Below are 16,926 nucleotides of genomic sequence, written 5' to 3' on the forward strand. Positions count from 1 at the left end.
CCGCCTTCCACAGCAATAAAAAACCCGGCCTCCATTCGGAAGCCGGGTGCTTGGGGAAAATACTTGGGGAGGGTTTGGCTCAGTTCACCGCCACAGCCGAGGAACCGGTCTCGCCGGTACGGATGCGGATGGCTTCCTCGATGGTCGAGATGAAGACCTTGCCGTCGCCGATCTTGCCGGTATTGGCGCTCTTGACGATGGCCTCCGCCACGGAGCCCGCCTGCGCGTCATCCACAACGATCTCGATCTTCACCTTGGGGAGGAAGTCCACCGTGTACTCGGAGCCGCGATAGATCTCCGTGTGGCCTTTTTGACGGCCGAAACCTTTGACTTCCGTGACAGTCATACCCTGCACGCCGACTTCGGCGAGGGCTTCCTTCACTTCCTCGAGCTTGAACGGTTTGATAATCGCTTCGATTTTCTTCATGGTGCGGCGGATTGGTCAGCGACGCTTGAGCATGGCCCATGCCAAAAGCAGCTGGGATGTTTTTAAAACTATCCGAAGCTAGTCATAAAACCCTTTCTTGGCGAGAGCAAAACCAGTCAGCGTGAAGACTTTCCGGCGATCTGACGACTTTGGAACAATCCGCGAAAATTTCCGTCCGCTTTGCTGAAATCCCGGCTTCCGCGGGTCGGAAAAGCCCTCTAACATATCCCCTTGCTGGAGTTGGAAATCCGGCCATTCCATGACTCCTCCATCCATCCCGCGCCGCCGCACCGGTTCCACCCAATTCGGACTGCTCCGGATGCTTGTGGCCCTGTCGCCAGGGTTCGGCAGCGGCCTGGTCATGGGAGCTCTCTGCGGGAGGCTGTCGCCTCTGCATTGTCCCGAGCCGCGTTGGGCTTGGGCAGCGGCGGGAGCGACGGCAGTGGTGCTCATCGCCTTCTTCGCTTGGCTGGACGCCCTGCTGAATCCTTCCCTTCCGAAACCTGATGGCCACCCTTCGTGGCGGGACCTCGGCAGGAGTGCTGGCTGGTTCGGACTGGGCCAAATCTTCGTGCTACCGGTCATCTTCTTTGTGACTGGGGGCATCGCGGAGAACTTCCTTCGGTGAGCTTTATTAAGGACCGCGCGGGCCAATTGGAAAAAAATCCCCCGTTTGGACTGTTGCTCCGGGCTGAAAGATTACTCACTTTCCCGGCGTACCTGAAGCGTTACCACTGTATGAAGAAATTGATTTTGACCCTTTCCGCCGCCTGCATGGTGACTGCCTTGCATGCTGAAGAGAAGAAGCTCGAGCTGACTGGCAACGACCAGATGCAGTACAGCACCAAGACTCTCGAAGTCACCGCCGGTGACAAGGTGACCTTGACCCTCAAGCACATCGGCCAGATTCCGAAGACGGCGATGGGTCACAACGTGGTGATCCTGAAGGCCGGCACCCCGGTCCCGACCTTCGCCACCAAGGCGATGACCGCCGCGGCCACCGACTACATCCCGGCTGATGAGGAGTCCAAGAAGCTGATCGTCGCCCACACCAAGGTGGTCGGTGGCGGCGAATCCGACACCATCACTTTCACCGCCCCCGCTGAGGCTGGCGACTACCCCTACCTCTGCACCTTCCCCGGCCACTTCGCCCTCATGCAAGGTGTGCTCAAGGTGAAGGCGAAGGAATAGTCCTTCCGCTTTTCCCGATTGGTTTTTCGAAATCCCTGCCCGCTATCCAGCGGGCGGGGATTTTTCTTATCGGCTCACGCTGCCTGCCGCCTCTTTCTCACACTCGGGGCAAGTCGCCGCAGCATTCGCAGCCACAGCCTTCTCGTCGTTGATCCCGGCGAAGCAGGGGCCGTCCTTCCACAGCGGCGTCTTGGAGATCAGCACGCCCGGCAGGTTCTTGATGCCCTTCGGCCCGTATTGCGCCCGGGCTGCGGTGATCTCGATCACGCCATCCTTCACCGTGGCCTTCTGGACCGGGGAGGAAGAGATCTGGCCGTCGCTGGAAAAGAAGTAGGGCTCGGTCGGTGCCAACGCCTGCCCGTCGGCCGGCGTCAGGCGCAGGCGGATCTCCTCGGCATCCACGGCCGAGAGCAACTCGAACTTCCAGTGGGCGATCGGCTGGGGTAGCTCGGCCCGGGCCTGGGCGAAAAAGGCCCGGTTCTCGGCCCCTTCCCGGGCCTTTTCGGCCTTGGGCAGGGTCAAAGTCAGCTCGGTCTTCCCCGGGTAGCAGCCATCCGCACAGGCCATCCAGGATGCGGTCGCCTTCAATTCCGCCGTGGTCGCGGCAAACTGCGCCGGCGGCGTGATCTCGACCATCAGCAGGACGTCCCGCTCGAAGCCGTGGACCGGGTGGATGGCCATCATGCTGCGCTGCGGGTAGGGCCACTGGATCGGACCAGCGCTGAAACCTTCCGGAAGTTGCCACTCCAGATTCACCGGGATCCCGGCAATTCCCGGATTCTTCCAGTAGGTGTGGAATCCGGGATGGTGGTGGATCTTGAGACCCACCGTGAAGGGCTGTCCGGGCGCGATGGCCGTTTGTTCGGAAATCAGGCTGACATCCACTCCCTTGGTGGCCGCGGGCTCCGCGAGGGCGGAGCACAGCGTGAGCAGTAGGGCGAGCAGTGGCTTCATGGCTGGCCCATCAACGTCGCGGCCCGCCCCAAGCTGTCAAGGAAGTCCGCTCCTCAGGCCACTTGGGGCAGAGCGGCTTGCATGAATTGGGCGTAGCCGGCCTCGCCCATGTAGCGCGCCAGCACGGTTGCAGGGGCCTGGCGGAGATCCACCAGCACCAGCGCGTCGAGCACGTCGGAGAAGTCGGGGTCCACGTTGAACTCCAGCAGGGTGGCGTTCAGCTTGAGGTATTGCCGCAGCAGGACCGGCACGCCCTTGCTATCAGGCTCGGCGGCGGCCACGGCAGCGGAGACGTCCTCGATCGATTGCAGGCAGGAGCTGATGTCCGCGCCCTCCGGCAGACCGTAGGGGTGGAGCGGGTGGACCCAGCGGGAGATGGCCTTGTCCTGGCGGCGGTCGCGCAGGAAGCGCACGATCAGATCCGTGGAGGTGGCCGTGTAGTCGCTGGAAATGCTCACCGGCCCGAAGAGCCGGGCATAGCGCGGGCGCTCCGCGACGAAGCGGCCGATCCCGCGCCACAGGAGGCCGAGCGGGTGGATCGACTTCTGGTATTCCGGGATCACGAAGGAGCGGCCGAGCTCCAGCGCCGGCTTCAGGAAGTCCAGAAAGGGCTGCTCGAAGTGGAAGAGCGTTGAGGTGTAGAGCGCGTCGGCACCGCCGGAGGCCAGCAGCACATCAGTGCAGCCGAGGCGATAGCCGCCGACCACGCAAGCGGCCTCGCGGTCCCAGAGGAAGAGCTGCAGGTAGCTGGCATCGAAGCGGTCGAGGTCGAGCTCCTTGCCGGTGCCTTCGCCGACACCGCGGAAGGTGATTTCGCGCAGGCGGCCAATCTCATGGAGGATCGCGGGGATCTCCCAAGCAGCGGCGAGAAAGACATCCAGCTTGCCCTGCGAGGCCAGTGGCCCGCGGCGCTGGAGATGGGCGATTTCGGCTTGGACCTCGGCCTGATCGGCGGGTGCCGCAATCGGTTGAAGTGATAGGTTCATGACTGAATCGCTTCTGATCATGTCTCCAGTGGCTCCATTCTCCGAATCGAAGAATCTTCGTTCTTCATCGCTGGAACCGATGGCGCGGGCGATTCCCCTTCGCCGACATTCTCGTCACACGAGGAGTCGTTCAGGCCTCAGGAATAGCCATCGTCCGCAGCCGCAAATGGCGGGCGGCATCCTCCGGACTCATGCCCGCGACCTCGGCGGGGTCCACCGCTTCAGCGCGGCAGTGGACGGTCTGGCCGCGGGAGCAAAGGAGCACGCGGGGTAGCAGCGCAGTGCGGACCAGCGGATGGATACCGCCAGCGAGGTGGAACCATGAGGGGTTCCTGCCGAAGAACTTCACGGTCACCAAGGTGGCACCGCTTTTCAGCGCCAGTGCGGCCACGTGCGGTGACCAAGGGCCTTCCTCGACGGCCTTGCCCTTCCAGCTTGCGACTTCGCCGGAAGGAAAGACTGCCAGCAGGCCGCCATCGCGCAGATGTCCGAGGGCGCGGCGCAGGGAAGGGGCATTCTTCCGGGCCGAGCCCTCGCCACCGAGGATCGAGAGCGGAATCATGAGCTTGCCCGGGCCCGGGACCCGCGCCGCCATTTCATTGGCCAGCATCAGCGTGTCCGGCCGCCAAGCTGCGCAGAGAGTGCCCAGAGCGAGGGCATCAGCCCCGCCGAAGGGATGGTTTGCCATCACCACCACCGGGCCGGAGGCAGGAATCGCGGTGGCGAAGTCCTGGCCCGCGGCGCTGAGACCGTAGCCGGTAAAAGCTTCTGCGAAGGGCTCGCCGCTACGGGCGGCGGCCTCGCGGAAAATGGTGCGGACGCGCTTCAGGCCAAGCGCGTCTTCCAAGCCATTCCGCGCGGACTCGCGCCAGCCTTCCCCATCGAGGAAGGGTAGCGCGTCACGCACGTCGAAGGGCAGCGGCTCGCGGTCCGGCGGCATGGGCGGAGGCGAGCAGAGCCGGGGAAAGGATCAAGCCTTTCCCTGTTGCGATTTCAGCAGGTCGCGGATCTCAGTGAGGAGCTTCACGTCTTCCGGAGTGGCTGCGGCAGCGGCCACGGCGGGTGCTTCGAAGCGCTTCTTGGCCGCGGTGTAGAGCTTCACCACGATGAACAGCGCGAAGCCGACGATGATCAAGCTGATGAAGGCGTTGATGATCGGCGCGAGGTCGATCACCTTCCATTTGGTGACATCTACATCCTTGCCGTCCACCTTCTCCATGACATGGAAGGCCCGCTTCTTGATCTCCACTGCTCCTATCTCGGTGCTATCGGTCGGGAAAGTGATGACCGAGAGCAGGAACTCGGTGAAGGCGGTGACCACCTTGCCGAAAGCCGCGCCGATGATGACACCGACGGCGAGGTCCAGCATGTTGCCCTTGAGGATGAAGTCTCTGAATTCTTTGATCATGGCGACTGAATGGGATTTGCGCCTCTATCAAAGCATTCCATCTAACATCCCGCAACCTTGATTCGTCCAAGGCTTCCGGGCATTGCCCGCGGGTGGAATATCGCGGGGAGTGAAGTTTGGGGGCTATGGAGTGCGGCGGCACGACGCCGCTTTGGATTGGTGAGGACTTGCCTCTCACCAATTCGGAACCGCTAATCGCGAAATCACCAACCCGGAGCCAAAGCGGCGTCGTGCCGCCGCACTCCATAACGAGGTGGCTCAATCGTCCTCGTCCTTCGCGCCCTTCACCCGGACCTTGCCACGCAGCTTGGCCTCGATGAACGCATCGATATCCCCATCCATCGTCGCCTGGATGTTATTCGTCTCCTCACCGGTCCGCAGGTCCAAGACCTTCTGGTAAGGCTGGAAGACGTAGGAGCGGATCTGGTTGCCCCAGGCGATGTCGCCTTTCTCACCGTAGGCGCGCTCGGACTCGGCCCTGCGCTTGTCTTCCTCAAGCTGGAAGAGCTTGGCCTTGAGGATCTCGAAGGCGAGTTCCTTGTTAGCACCCTGCGAGCGGGCATTGGTGGAGCGGATCAGGATGCCGGTGGGGAAGTGGCGCAGCAGCACGCCGGTCTCCACCTTGTTCACGTTCTGACCACCCTTGCCGCCGGAGCGCATGGTGGTGATTTCCCAGTCCTTCTCGTTGATCTCGATCTTGATCTCGTCGTTGATCTCCGGAGTCGCGTCGACGGACGCGAAGGAGGTGTGGCGCTTGCCAGCCGAGTCGAAGGGCGAGATGCGCACCAGACGGTGCACGCCGCGCTCGTTCTTCATGTAGCCGTAGGCGTAGTCCCCGGTGATCTTCATCGAGGCACCGCGCAGGCCGGCCTCGTCGCCATCTTCCCAGTAGATCGTCTCGCAGGTGAAGCCCTTGCGCTCCGCCCAGCGGCCGTACATGCGATAGAGCATCTGTGCCCAGTCGCAGGCCTCCGTGCCGCCCGCACCGGCCTGGACCACCAGGTAGCAGGACGACTGGTCATTCGGCCGGTCAAGCAGCGTGAGCAGCTCGAAGGACCGGATGTCCTTGTCCAGCTCCGCGGCGGAGTTCACCGCCTCGGCTGCCGCATCGTTGTCGTCGAATTCCTTCGCCAGTTCGATGCCGGCGAGCAGGTCGTCGTAGCGGCTGTTGAGCTTCTGGAAGGCACCCAGCTTCTTTTTCAAGCTGGCGATCCGGCTATTGGCGGCGCGGGCCTTCTCCTGATTGTTCCAGAAATTCGGGTCGCCCATGGCGGCCTCGAGCGAACCGATCTCCCGTTCCAGGGTCGGCAGGTCAAAGATACCTCCCGAGCTGGGTCAGACGGCTCTTCAGAGCGTCCGTATCCAGCGTCAAGAGGTCGGCGGTTTGCGGTTCAGCCATAATCGTGGGCGGGAAGGTGGGGGCGTGGGGGCGGGGAGTCAAGGAGCAGTGCGGAGCGGGGAATGCGGAGTGGCGAGTGATTGGGGTGAGATGGGAGCTTCCGCCTTGATTCGGGGGCCTGGAGGAGTATGGAAGGAATTTGCGGAGGGGCGTCGGGCTCCTACTGCTTTCCTCGTCGTGTCACGCCTTGCCTCCATCTTCACCTGCTTGCTGGCCCTCTTGGTCGCCAGCCCGCTGTGTTGTTGTGCGGGCGAGGTGGCGAAGCAGGCAGAGTCCTCCTCCTCCTGCTGCTGTGGCAGCGGGAAGAAGAAGGAGCAGAAGCACGACGATTGCTCCTGCGCGACGAACAAGGAGCCGCGGGAAAAGGCGCCGGATGCGGTGTTGCCGGCCCTGCCGGTAGTGGCGCTCGCGCCGCAGCCGGCGGAACTGTGGCTGCCGGTCGTGCTGCAGGGCGACCTTGAGCTGCGGCCGGAGTGGGTGCCGGCGATTCCCTGGCATGCGCCGCCGGCGCAGCGACGGGCGATGTTGGTGAGCAGGACACTGTGAGAAGAAAGCGGCGCGGCAGCCCATTCACTGCCGCCTGAGCCTAGCCGTGCCTTCGTGCCCCTTTTCAAGGGACTGCCGTGGCGTGGACGGCCGCCGTCTTCTTTCTCACTCCCTGTCCCTATCGATGAAACCTCTTGCGATTCTATTGCTCGGCACCGCGGGTGCCGTGGCCCATCCCGTATCCTTCGAGGGTGCCTGGCAGATCATGCTCGGTACTAGCGGCGATGTGCAGAACTTCGAAGCCTACCACTCCTACACCTCGCAAGCCGCCCTCGGGGTGCATGCCATGCGCTTCGGGGACGAGCGCGACGACGACTACTACACCGGCATCCAGCACAACTGGCTGCTCAAGCGCTGGAACATGCCGGAAGCTCAGGCAAATATTTACCTCGGCCTCGGGGCCGGGGCGGCCAAACAGGACGGGGATTCCTGGGCTCCCGCGGGCCTCGGCTTCTTCCGCGCGGACTACGAGACGCGGCGGATCTACACCGCCTTCGAGACCAAGCTAATCGGCTCGGAGGACGTCTCGCGCGGCGTGACCAGCCTGTCCTTCGGCGTCGCGCCGTACAAGGCGGAATTCGAACACCTCAATACCTGGCTGATCCTCCAGCTCGAACACGTCAGCGGCATGGAGGACGACCTGGAGATCATCCCGAAGGTCCGCTTCTTCAAGGGGCCCTACTTTATCGAACTCGGCTGCTCGCTGGATGGCGATCCGCTGGTGAACTTCATGATGCACTTCTAACAAAACCAATTTTACGATTATGAACCATAATATCCTATTCAGCCTGATTGTTGCCTGGCTCTTCGCCGCCAGCCCCGCCCGCGCTTCCACCGAGCGCGTGATGACTGTGAAGACCACCGTGGACGGAATGGTCTGCTCCTTCTGCGCCCAGGGCCTGGTGGGCTACTTCAAGAAGCACCCCGCGGTCTCGAACGTCCACGTCGACCTCGAGCGCAAGCTGCTGATCATCGAGGAGAAGAAAGGCGCCGCCATCAAGGACGAGGAGATCACCGAGTTCATCAAGAAGTCGGGATTTGAGCCGAAGAAGGTGGAGAGGGTGACGGAGTCCTTCGAGAAGGTGAAGACGGCGAAGAAGTAGCGGCGGCGCGATTTACAGGAGCCGAGCCTCATGGCAGGCTCCATTCACACACTTCCGTGAACGCTGGATTCATCACCTCGGTCGCTCTGCTCGTCGGTTTGCCCCAGCTCGTTCTTGGGCAAGTGCCGGTAGATCCCGCGACTTTGCCGCCTGCGGTTCGGGAATATGTCGAGAAACGGACCTCGGACCCTGCAGGGGAGTTTCCCGCTTTGCGTGAGCGACTGCCGGAGCAGGAGCTCAAGTTCGGCCCCCACCTAGCCGATGCGAAACGAGCGGATCGCAATCGCTGGATACTCGGGCTTGCGTTCGGCAGAAACCAAGCACGTGAGCATCTTGAACTTTCGGATGTGGTCTTGATTTCCGAAGAGGGTGCCGAGCTTGGGCACTTTCCCTTCCTTGGCGAACTCGATCATGAGGTTGTAGGTCCCCCGTCCATGGAGTTGCGGGCGCCGTTGAGCGGAGTCGTGGCTTTCTCGACTTCCGCGGACGAAACTTGGCTTGGGGTTTCTTGGGCGTCGGGACGCGAGGTGGCCGGCACTGTGGATCTGGCGCGGAACGGAGACGAGGATGGCTCGGTCTGGCGTTGGGATTGGGACTGGAATGGTAGGGCCCAAAGCAGGTTGGGATCCGTGGAGTCGATGTTCTATTTCCGCGATGTGGATGGAGACGGCCGAAGGGACGTGGTGATCAATCAGCGCCTCTGTCTGCAGGTGAAAGACGACCAGTATCGGTTTGAGAACCGGAAGCTCGCCTACCGGATACTGGAAAATGGCAAGGGATTCGCACCAATCCAACTGTCACCGGAGAAGCTCATGGAGGCGGTGCGGAGCTGTAAAAGCGATCCGGATGTGCCTTATTTGATTCGCGGTGCGATGCTGCCTGAATTGCAGGATAAATCCGGGTTTGGAGAGGCGATCTTTCCCGCAGAGGCGAAGTATGAGGACACAGCACTGCCGACAGCCACCGGGCCATGGCCGGTGGCTAAGCTGGAGCGGGTGGAGAAGCGGAAGAAGTAAGGCTGATGAACCCATGAGCCGCTGGCGCCGCGAGGCATCTGAACGCCTGCCCGAACTTCAACCGCTGATCGCATCGCGGGAGGTGGAGGGGCCGATGATGCTGTGGATCGAGTTGCAATCCAAGTTCCGGGCGCTCTGTGAAGAGAGCCCGCTGCCTTTGGATGCGATTGGTGCTTGATCCACGGCGGCGATGATGTCCGGACCGGCGCGGCGCTCGGCTTCTGCGAGCATCTCATCGATACACCCGCGCAAGCGAAGCTGCTGCCCCAGATCATGAAGCGCGAGGACTTCGTGGCGCTGAGGAGCTTCATGGAGTATCACCATGCTCCGGCGGAGGTGGAGGCTTTGCTGCGCGAGTTGTGGCCGGGTGCCTTCAAGGATGCGCGCAGGAGGAGCTGATCGCATTTACGGGATGTTTACGGACAGGACGCGATTCTCCGGCTATCACCGGAGGAACCATGAAAGCCGCGATCTGTCTGTTAGCCCTTGTCGTCGTCCCCATTTACGCTGCAGAGGAGACTGCGGTCACGCCGCGGGTCGATTCCGTGGGCCTCTTCAAGAACAGCGTGGCGGTGGTCCGCGCTTCCTTCGAGGTGAAGGGCCCGGGCGTCTACTGCTGGCAAGACCTGCCCCGCGCGGTGCATGGCAGCTTCTGGGTGGAGAGCGATGGCCAAGTGACGATCCGCTCCACGACGCGGATGCTGGAAGATCCCGAGCCGGTTCTGCCTTCCGGCATTTTGCAGCGCGATCTGGCGGGGGCACCGGTGACGGTGAAGCTCAAGAGCACAGCGCCCGCGCAAGAGCCGCTGGTGAGCGGCAAGGTCTGGACGATGCCTGAGTTCACCCCGCGCCGGATCTGGGACAATTCGATGCCGACGAACGATCCTTGGGCCAGCATGCGCGCATGGACTGTCACGCAGGCCAATGGCACGCTGCCGACTGCCTCGGCCGGCAATTTCCTGGTGCTGGAGCCGGAGAAGGGAGGGCGGCAGTATCTCGATCTCGGCTCGATCGCATCGGTGAGCGTGGATGGGCCGATCGAGGCGAAGAAGCGCAAGCTGGAGAAGCCGGTGATGATCTTCGAGGTCGGGCAAGCGCCTGCCAATGGCGGTCGGGTGCAGATCTCCTACCTCGCGCGTGGGATCGCCTGGGCACCGTCCTATCTCATCGATCTGGCGGGTACGGACCAGCTTTCGATCCGGCGGAATGCAGTGGTGCGGAATGAGTTGATCGACCTGAAGGACACGGAAGTGCAACTCATCTCGGGCTTCCCGAACATCGAGTTCGCGCATGTCGATTCGCCGCTGTGGGCGGGTGGCTCGCTGGCGGCCTTCTTCCAGCAGCTCAGCCAGCAGCCGGGCAGCCCTGGCGGGATGGCATCGCAGCAGATGGTGATGTACAACACGATGACGCCATCAGGCGGTGGTGCTGCGGCCTTGCCGAACCTGGCGGAGGCGGGCGGCGGGGACGATGTGCACTTCGAGAGCATCGGGCCGCGCAGCCTGGCGCCGGGTGATTCGCTGTCGCTGGAGATTGCTTCGGCGAAGACTGCTTGCCAGCGGGTGGTGGAGTGGGTGGTGCCGGATCCCCGGGATGAGTATGGGCGCTATCGCCGCGAGAGTGGCTCGAGCCAGCAGCAACAGAAGGATGAGGACGCGCCTTGGGATGCGCTGAAGTTCACCAATCCCTTCAAGTTCCCGCTGACCACCGGTCCGGCGATGATCACGGAGAGCGGGCGCTTCCGCGGTCAGAGTCTGAGCCAGTGGGTGAACCCGGGGCAGTCGACCTGCCTGCGCGTGACCAAGGCCTTGAGCATCGATGCGCGCTATGCGGAGGTGGAGGAAGAGCAGCAGCGCGAGCTGGTCTGGATCGGCGGGAATGATTTCCAGAAGACCAAGGTGAAGGGCACGATGGTGGTGCGGAATTTCCGTGGCAAGGACTCGGTGATGAGCATCCGGGCCTGCTTCTCGGGGGAGATGATCGATGCGGAGGGCAATCCCGCCGCCAAGCTGCGGACGGAAGGCGTAAGCAGCGTCAACCCACGCCGCGAGCTGGAATGGACCCTGAAGCTGGCAGCAGGAGAGGAGAAGACTCTGAGCTACCGCTACTCGGTATTGGTGGATCGGTGACCCCTTTCGCGGCGCAGCCGCTTTGGGAGTGCGCGCGAGAATCGCCGCTTTTTGGGCGCGTGTGGGCTTTGGGGCGACGCGCGAGTTCTAGGTGAAGTGACCACTACCTCAGGTGAAATGAGCGGTCCCCGGTGAAGGGGGCCGCTCTATCCTCAGGTGGGGCTGTACCCCCCTAGAACTTGAATGGCGGTGATTTGGGAGACTTCGCAGAGAAAGCGGCGATTCTCGCGCGCACTCCCAAAGCGACTCTGTCGCAAAGGGTAGCACGTAGGCTGAAAGCACAGCCTGAGGTCGGGGCGAAATTTCCATTTGCAGGAATACATATACCCCCTATGGGTATCTGCATGGAACGCAGTTGCCACGACAGCGCCCCCCTTCTCGGCCGGGTGAACCGGATTGCCGGGCAGGTTCAGGGGATCGGACGGATGATCACGGAGAACCGGGATTGTCCGGAGATCCTGCACACGATCTCCGCGATTCACTCCGCGCTGCGCGGTCTGGAGGCGAAACTTCTGGAGGACCACGTGCGCCACTGCGTGACGGAGGCGGCGACCGACTCAAAGCAGCTCGACCGCCGGATGGAGGAGTTGATCGCGCTCTACAAGCGGCGCCTGGCCTGAACCCCAATCCTGGACCTACGATGTCATCTTCTTGCCATAATCATCAGGAATCCGCGGACCTCGAAGCCCGCCCCTCATGCTGCGCTCCCGCCCCTGCGAAGGAAATCAAGCCATCGTGCTGTGGCGGTGGTGGAGAGGTGCAGATGGCCTCTTGCTGCGGCGGAGGTGCGGAGCAGGCCGCTTCGTGCTGCGGCACTTCCGCGAAGCGCAGGGTTGATTGGATTTTGTGGGGCTCTCTCGTCTTGGTCGCCGTGGGGATCGTGGGGCACTTCATCGGCGGCGGTCCCGCGTGGTGGGGGACCTTCGCGCACGGCAGTTACGAATTCATGTCGAAGGCTTGGTGGGGCCTGCTGGCGGGTATCGTCGCGGTCGGCGTGATCGGACGCTTGCCGGAAAATCTGGTGCCGGGCCTGTTAGGCCGGGGTGGCACTTTCGGCGGGATCCTGCGGGCGACCTTCGCCGGCGTGCTGCTGGACCTCTGCAACCACGGGATCCTGATGGTCGGCGCGCAGCTCTATCGCAAGGGCGCCTCGCTCGGCCAGACGGTGGCGTTCCTGGTGGCCAGCCCTTGGAACTCGCTTTCGTTGACCCTGATCCTGGCCGCAATGATTGGCTGGAAGTGGATGCTGCTCTTCATCGTGGCGTCGATGGTGATCGGGATTCTCACCGGCTGGATCATCGACCTGCTGGTGAAGCGCGGCAAGCTGCCGGCGAATGCGAATGCCCGCGAGCTGCCGGATGATTTCTGCTTCGGGCCGGCCTTCCGGGAAGCCTTTGGCAGGCTGAAGCCGAATGCGGCGAACCTGCGGGAGATCGCGCGGACCGGGATGTCCGAGTCGCGGATGATCCTACGCTGGATCTTCCTCGGTGTGGTGATCGCCGCGGCGATCCGGGCCTTCGTGCCGCCGGATAAGTTCCACGCCATCTTCGGTCCCACGCTGCTGGGTCTGATCAGCACCTTGGTGGCGACGACGCTCATCGAAGTCTGCTCGGAAGGCTCCAGCCCGATCGCCGCGGACCTGCTGACCCGTGCCGCCGCGCCGGGCAATGCCTTCACCTTCCTGATGGCCGGTGCCGCCACCGACTACACCGAAGTGATGGTGCTGCGCGAGATCACCAAGTCCTGGAAGGCGGCGCTCGCACTGCCCCTGATCACGGTGCCGCAGGTGCTGCTGATCGGCTGGTTGCTGAATCAGTGAAGCGGGGAAAAAGTTCAAGGGTTTCCCGGAGGGTCGGTGTTTTACCCGGTGGAACGCAATATCGATGCGTTCCCAATCCGAACCGAAACCAAGACGATGAAAAACAAGATCCTCAATCTCTCCGCGCTGACATTTGCCGCCGCCCTGTTCGGGTCCGCTGCCTATGCCCGCCCGGACTTCCCGGTGAAGCGGCTGACCCACGGTTCTGCCGCGAAAAGCGACTGCTGTCTCGTGATGGCGGATTGCAAAGGCAAAGCCTGCTGCAGCAGCAAGATGGTCGCCAAGGACGTGCCTGGTGGCCGCGCCTCACGCAGCACCTTCAAGAAGGTCCGCACCTGTGAATCCAACTGCACGCTCGCCGCTTCCGAACAGCGCGCGACCTGTGGCAAGGGGATGTAAGCTCGCCGCCGGCACGGCGGCTATCCTGTCAACTCAGCCATGAACGACTCCGAATTTGATGAGCTGCTGAGGAGGGCGGCAAGGGACGAAGCGCCCTTGCCTCCGTCCTTCCGGCAAGGGGTGTGGCACCGCATCGAAATGGCGGCGCAGCATCCTCCGGAAGGGATTCCTTGGCTCGCGGCCGTGGCCGCTGTCTTCAGCCGCCCGTGGGGAGCCTTCGCGAGTGTGGCAACGACCGTGGCTTTGGGACTTTGGTTGGGAGCCGCGAGCTTGCCGGAAGCACCGGATGCCAAGGCTGCCTATGCCGAATCCATCAGTCCCTTTGCCCACACCACCGCGAAGTGAAATGAAGAAAGGGCTGACGATTCTTATCCTCGCGCTGCTGGGCGGCGTCCTCGCGTTCTGCCTCATGCGTTCGCACAAGATGGCAGAACGGCAGGAGACCTTGCTCGACTCCATGCCCGAGCTCTCTTGGCTGCGCAGCGAGCTGAAGCTCAGCGATGATCAGTTCGCGCGGGTTTCCGAGTTGCATGCAGCCTACCGGCCGAAGTGCATGGAAATGTGCCAGCGCATCGCTGCCGCTCGCTCAAAGGTCGAGACGCTCGCTCGGGCCAGCCGTGAGGTCAGTCCTGAGCTCGAGGCGGCGCTGAAGGAACATGCGGAGACCGACGCCCAGTGTCGGCGGGCGATGGTGCAACACATGTACGAAACCGCTGCGGTTCTCGATTCCGATCAGGCGGCCCGCTATCTGGAAACGATGTTGCCCTTGGCGCTGGAGGGCAGCCATGGCGATCCGCATGGCGGTCACTAGGACAGCACCGCTATGGACCTTTCCGATGCCGAATTGATGGGTCGTCTGGCACGGGGCGAGGATCTCGCGTTGAATTCTCTGATGGACCGCTGGGGCGCACGAATCACCTCGTTCCTGCACAAGATGACGGGCAATCGCGAAACTGCCGACGATCTGGCGCAAGAGACCTTCGTGAAGCTCTACCAGTCGTGTGCGCGCTACCGTCCCAGCGGAAGTTTCAGCACCTATCTGTTCACGATTGCATCCAACCTCGCGCGCAATCACGCCCGCTGGAGAATCCGCCATCCCGCGCTGGAATTGGATGCTGCGGCTGACGGTGCGGGTCATGCCGCGCTTGAGCCGGCCGATCCCGGGAAGACCCCGGAGGAGGCAGCCCAAGCAAGCGAACGGGCCCAGGCGATCGACGATGAGTTCTTGAAACTCCCTGACGACTTGCGGGAGGCGATGTCGCTCTTTATCTACGAGGATATGAGCTATGCGGACATTGCCGCGATCACCCGTTGCAGTCCGAAGGCAGTGGAGACCCGCATCTATCGGGCCCGCCAGATCCTCAAGGAACGACTCAAGCATTTCGGGTCCTGAGAGACGCCGCCCAAGAAGCCCCTCCCCGTTGCCAATATGAAAGCACTCCTCATCTTCCTTCCTGCTCTCTTTCTAACAGCCGCGCAGGCGCGCGTGGTCGAATACAACCTGGAAGTCGCCGAACAAGCGTGGAGCCCCGAGCCGGGTATCAAGACGGTGCGGGCGCTGACCTTGAACGGCGGCGTCCCGGGGCCGACGCTGCGCTTCCACGAAGGCGACATCGCGCGGATCCACGTGCACAACAGCCTGAAGCATGACGAAACCTCGATTCACTGGCACGGCGTGCTGGTGCCGAATGCTCAGGACGGGGTGCCCTACCTCACCACGCCGCCGATCAAGGCGGGCACCACGCACACCTTCGAGTTTCCGCTCAAGCACTCCGGCACCTATTGGTATCACAGCCACACCGGCTTGCAGGAACAGCAGGGCGTCTATGGCTCGATCGTGATCGAGCCGAAGGGCGGGGAGCCGGTGCATGCCGCGCGGGAGCAGGTGGTGGTGCTGTCCGACTGGACCACCGAGAATCCGCACGAGGTGATGCGCACGCTGATGCGGGGCAGCGATTGGTATGCCATCCGCAAGGGCAGCGCGCAGAGCCTCACCGGCGCGGCCCGGGCCGGGGCCATGAAGGATTTCTGGGAGCGCGAGCGGATGCGCATGCCGGCGATGGATATTTCCGATGTCGCCTATGATGCCTTCCTGGCGAACGGGAAGCGCGCGATCCAGGTGCCGGGGAAGCCGGGCGAGCGGGTGCGGCTGCGCTTCATCAACTCCGCCGCCTCCACCTACTTCTATTTGGAGTCTGCGACCGGGCCGATGACGATCGTGGCGGCGGATGGTCCGGCGGTGAAACCGCTCTCGGTGAAGCGGCTGCTGGTCGGGATGGCAGAGACCTACGATGTGATTGTCCGGGTGCCGGAGTCCGGCCAATGGGAGGTGCGGGCTACCTCTCAGGATGGCTCCGGCCATGCCTCGGTTCTGCTTGGCAGTGGCGAGCTGCACGCCGCCCCGGAGATCCCGCGCCCGGACCTCTATCGCATGGACTACATGACGGCCGGCCTGAACGACATGGACGACGGCATGGACATGGAGGGGATGAATCACTCCGCCATGTCGATGCAGGGCATGGACATGGGCGGCATGAAGGGCATGGACCACGGCAAGATGGACATGGGCGGGAACGAGAGCGAGCGGCCCCTGGCACCTTACTCGAAGCTGCATGCCACCAAGAGCACCGCTTACGATTCCTCTCATCCGCGTCGCACGATCCCGCTGCGCCTGACCGGCGACATGGAGCGCTACATCTGGTCCTTCAATGGCAAGACCATGGCGGAGGACGGCGTGATCAAGATCAAGCGCGGTGAGGTGCTGCGGCTGGAAATGGTGAACGACACCATGATGCATCACCCGATCCACCTGCACGGCCACTTCTTCCGCGTGTTGGAGGGGCAGGGCAGCGATGCCCCGCTCAAGCACACCATCGACGTGCCGCCGATGGGCAAGCGCACGATCGAATTCGAGGCGGACGAGAGCGGCGACTGGCTCTTCCACTGCCACTTGCTCTACCACATGCATGCCGGGATGGCGCGGGTCTTCTCTTACGAGGAGCAGGGACCGGAGCACATGCCGCAGATGGGCGAGCACGCGGAGGATCCCTTTTACGCGATGATCGACGGCTCAGTTCAGAGCCACATGAGCATGGGGATGCTGACCTTCATGAACTCGCACAACGACTTCTTCGGCACCTGGGATGTCGGCTACGGCCACCACGAAGAGGACGAGACCATGTATGAAATCGAGGCGGGCTGGAAACGCTACTTCAACCCGAACTTCTCCACGGTGCTCGGCTACCGCTTCACCAACATGGAGGACGAGGAAGACCGGGCCTTTGCCGGCTTCCAGTACCGGCTGCCCTATCTGGTGTGGAGTTCCGTCCAATTCGACACCGCGGGCGACCTGCGCCTCGGCCTGGCGAAGAGCCTCCAGATCACCGACCGCCTCGGGGTCTTCGGCGAGGCCCGCTACGATACCGGCAGCGAGTGGGAGTGGACGCTCGGCGCCGAATACACCCTGACCAAGCAATTCTCCCTGGTCACCCAATACCATTCCGATCACGGCTTCGGGGCCGGCTTCGGATTCCATTTCTAAAATCCAAA

Annotated in this window: 22 protein-coding genes; 16 read left to right on the plus strand and 6 right to left on the minus strand. The window is 62.8% G+C overall.

Features of this window, described 5'->3' with window-relative positions; genetic code table 11:
- Positions 1–79: 79 nt before the first annotated feature.
- Positions 80–427: a P-II family nitrogen regulator gene (locus tag BV071_RS18450; RefSeq protein ID WP_035610395.1), complete on the minus strand. Its 348-nt coding sequence runs from the start codon at positions 425–427 to the stop codon at positions 80–82.
- A gap of 259 nt (positions 428–686) precedes the next feature.
- On the opposite strand from BV071_RS18450, the gene BV071_RS18455 reads away from it, so the two are divergent.
- Positions 687–1,055 (plus strand): hypothetical protein, encoded by a 369-nt coding sequence (locus BV071_RS18455; protein WP_035610397.1) that lies wholly within the window; start codon positions 687–689, stop codon positions 1,053–1,055.
- 110 nt (positions 1,056–1,165) lie between these two features.
- A complete protein-coding gene (gene azu / locus BV071_RS18460) occupies positions 1,166–1,618 on the plus strand; it encodes an azurin (protein ID WP_052573540.1) in 453 nt (150 codons plus the stop codon).
- A 66-nt stretch (positions 1,619–1,684) separates the two neighbouring features.
- Here the strand turns inward: azu and BV071_RS18465 are convergent, their stop codons facing one another.
- From BV071_RS18465 to prfB, 5 genes are all read right to left on the minus strand, one after another.
- Complete coding sequence (locus BV071_RS18465; RefSeq protein ID WP_035610399.1) at positions 1,685–2,572, minus strand: protein-disulfide reductase DsbD domain-containing protein; 888 nt, start codon at positions 2,570–2,572, stop codon at positions 1,685–1,687.
- Positions 2,573–2,625: 53 nt separating this feature from the next.
- Complete coding sequence (locus BV071_RS18470; RefSeq protein WP_265594588.1) at positions 2,626–3,558, minus strand: GNAT family N-acetyltransferase; 933 nt, start codon at positions 3,556–3,558, stop codon at positions 2,626–2,628.
- 130 nt (positions 3,559–3,688) lie between these two features.
- Positions 3,689–4,498 (minus strand): 1-acyl-sn-glycerol-3-phosphate acyltransferase, encoded by an 810-nt coding sequence (locus BV071_RS18475; protein WP_052573542.1) that lies wholly within the window; start codon positions 4,496–4,498, stop codon positions 3,689–3,691.
- A 30-nt stretch (positions 4,499–4,528) separates the two neighbouring features.
- Positions 4,529–4,966: a large conductance mechanosensitive channel protein MscL gene (gene mscL / locus BV071_RS18480; protein ID WP_035610400.1), complete on the minus strand. Its 438-nt coding sequence runs from the start codon at positions 4,964–4,966 to the stop codon at positions 4,529–4,531.
- Positions 4,967–5,224: 258 nt separating this feature from the next.
- Positions 5,225–6,365 (minus strand): peptide chain release factor 2 gene (prfB, locus tag BV071_RS18485; RefSeq protein ID WP_343123405.1). Its coding sequence is split into 2 segments (ribosomal slippage): positions 5,225–6,280 and positions 6,282–6,365, totalling 1,140 coding nucleotides; the frame shifts between segments, so codons are not numbered across the junction.
- A gap of 177 nt (positions 6,366–6,542) precedes the next feature.
- Here prfB and BV071_RS18490 point away from each other — a divergent pair.
- The 14 genes from BV071_RS18490 (at position 6,543) to BV071_RS18555 (ending at position 16,918) form a co-directional block, all read left to right on the plus strand.
- Positions 6,543–6,911, plus strand: coding sequence for a hypothetical protein (locus tag BV071_RS18490; RefSeq protein ID WP_035610407.1), 369 nt, complete (start codon positions 6,543–6,545; stop codon positions 6,909–6,911).
- Between the two features lie 124 nt (positions 6,912–7,035).
- Positions 7,036–7,656, plus strand: a complete 621-nt coding sequence (locus BV071_RS18495) for a hypothetical protein (protein WP_265594590.1) — start codon at positions 7,036–7,038, stop codon at positions 7,654–7,656.
- Between the two features lie 19 nt (positions 7,657–7,675).
- Positions 7,676–8,014 (plus strand): hypothetical protein, encoded by a 339-nt coding sequence (locus BV071_RS18500; RefSeq protein ID WP_035610413.1) that lies wholly within the window; start codon positions 7,676–7,678, stop codon positions 8,012–8,014.
- Positions 8,015–8,070: 56 nt separating this feature from the next.
- Positions 8,071–9,030, plus strand: coding sequence for a hypothetical protein (locus BV071_RS35510; RefSeq protein ID WP_265594591.1), 960 nt, complete (start codon positions 8,071–8,073; stop codon positions 9,028–9,030).
- A gap of 13 nt (positions 9,031–9,043) precedes the next feature.
- A complete protein-coding gene (locus BV071_RS35515) occupies positions 9,044–9,208 on the plus strand; it encodes a hypothetical protein (RefSeq protein WP_265594592.1) in 165 nt (54 codons plus the stop codon).
- Complete coding sequence (locus tag BV071_RS18515; RefSeq protein WP_035610429.1) at positions 9,205–9,429, plus strand: hypothetical protein; 225 nt, start codon at positions 9,205–9,207, stop codon at positions 9,427–9,429. Before BV071_RS35515 ends, BV071_RS18515 begins: the two co-directional genes overlap by 4 nt.
- Before the next feature lie 59 nt (positions 9,430–9,488).
- A complete protein-coding gene (locus BV071_RS18520) occupies positions 9,489–11,159 on the plus strand; it encodes a hypothetical protein (protein WP_035610431.1) in 1,671 nt (556 codons plus the stop codon).
- 344 nt (positions 11,160–11,503) lie between these two features.
- Positions 11,504–11,779, plus strand: a complete 276-nt coding sequence (locus BV071_RS18525; RefSeq protein ID WP_035610569.1) for a metal-sensitive transcriptional regulator — start codon at positions 11,504–11,506, stop codon at positions 11,777–11,779.
- Between the two features lie 224 nt (positions 11,780–12,003).
- A complete protein-coding gene (locus tag BV071_RS18530) occupies positions 12,004–12,978 on the plus strand; it encodes a permease (protein WP_265594593.1) in 975 nt (324 codons plus the stop codon).
- A 96-nt stretch (positions 12,979–13,074) separates the two neighbouring features.
- On the plus strand, positions 13,075–13,377 hold the full coding sequence (locus BV071_RS18535; RefSeq protein WP_265594594.1) for a hypothetical protein: 303 nt from the start codon (positions 13,075–13,077) through the stop codon (positions 13,375–13,377).
- Between the two features lie 39 nt (positions 13,378–13,416).
- Positions 13,417–13,722, plus strand: coding sequence for a hypothetical protein (locus BV071_RS18540; protein ID WP_035610435.1), 306 nt, complete (start codon positions 13,417–13,419; stop codon positions 13,720–13,722).
- A 1-nt stretch (position 13,723) separates the two neighbouring features.
- The gene (locus tag BV071_RS18545; protein WP_035610438.1) at positions 13,724–14,188 is read left to right on the plus strand and encodes a periplasmic heavy metal sensor; all 465 of its coding nucleotides are present in this window, start codon (positions 13,724–13,726) and stop codon (positions 14,186–14,188) included.
- 12 nt (positions 14,189–14,200) lie between these two features.
- Positions 14,201–14,770, plus strand: coding sequence for a sigma-70 family RNA polymerase sigma factor (locus tag BV071_RS18550; protein ID WP_052573544.1), 570 nt, complete (start codon positions 14,201–14,203; stop codon positions 14,768–14,770).
- 36 nt (positions 14,771–14,806) lie between these two features.
- Positions 14,807–16,918: a multicopper oxidase domain-containing protein gene (locus BV071_RS18555; RefSeq protein ID WP_052573545.1), complete on the plus strand. Its 2,112-nt coding sequence runs from the start codon at positions 14,807–14,809 to the stop codon at positions 16,916–16,918.
- Positions 16,919–16,926: the final 8 nt, after the last annotated feature.

The organism is Haloferula sp. BvORR071 (assembly GCF_000739615.1).
GTDB lineage: Bacteria > Verrucomicrobiota > Verrucomicrobiia > Verrucomicrobiales > Akkermansiaceae > Haloferula.